Here is a 496-nt window from a genome sequence, read left to right on the forward strand (position 1 = left end):
GTAGAGTGATATCGCCTGTTACGTCAGTTGTACGGAAGTAGAACTGTGGACGGTAACCTTTGAAGAAAGGAGTGTGACGGCCGCCTTCGTCTTTAGAAAGTACGTATACTTCAGACTCGAACTTAGTGTGTGGGTTGATAGAACCTTTAGCAGATAATACTTGGCCACGTTCAACTTCGTCACGCTTAGTACCACGTAGAAGTGCACCAACGTTCTCACCTGCACGACCTTCGTCAAGCAGCTTACGGAACATTTCAACACCAGTACAAGTAGTAAGAGTAGTCTCTTACTACTTGTACTGGTGTTGAAATGTTCCGTAAGCTGCGTGACGAAAGTCGTGAAGGTGAGAACGTTGGTGCACTTCTACGTGGTACTAAGCGTGACGAAGTTGAACGTGGCCGAGGATTATCTGCTAAAGGTTCTATCAACCCGCACGCTAAGTTCGAGTCTGAAGTATACGTACTTTCTAAAGACGAAGGCGGCCGTCACACGCCTT

The 496-nt window shown here is 47.0% G+C and carries 2 pseudogenes; one reads left to right on the plus strand and one right to left on the minus strand.

Going from position 1 to position 496, the window contains the following annotated elements:
• Window positions 1-286, minus strand: a pseudogene (locus A3712_RS21330) (EF-Tu/IF-2/RF-3 family GTPase); the annotation flags it as partial.
• A gap of 2 nt (window positions 287-288) precedes the next feature.
• On the opposite strand from A3712_RS21330, the pseudogene tuf reads away from it, so the two are divergent.
• Window positions 289-496 (plus strand): annotated as a pseudogene (tuf, locus tag A3712_RS21335) (elongation factor Tu); the annotation flags it as partial.

Origin of the sequence: Vibrio sp. HI00D65 (genome assembly GCF_001635455.1) — a bacterium.
Taxonomy (GTDB): domain Bacteria; phylum Pseudomonadota; class Gammaproteobacteria; order Enterobacterales; family Vibrionaceae; genus Vibrio.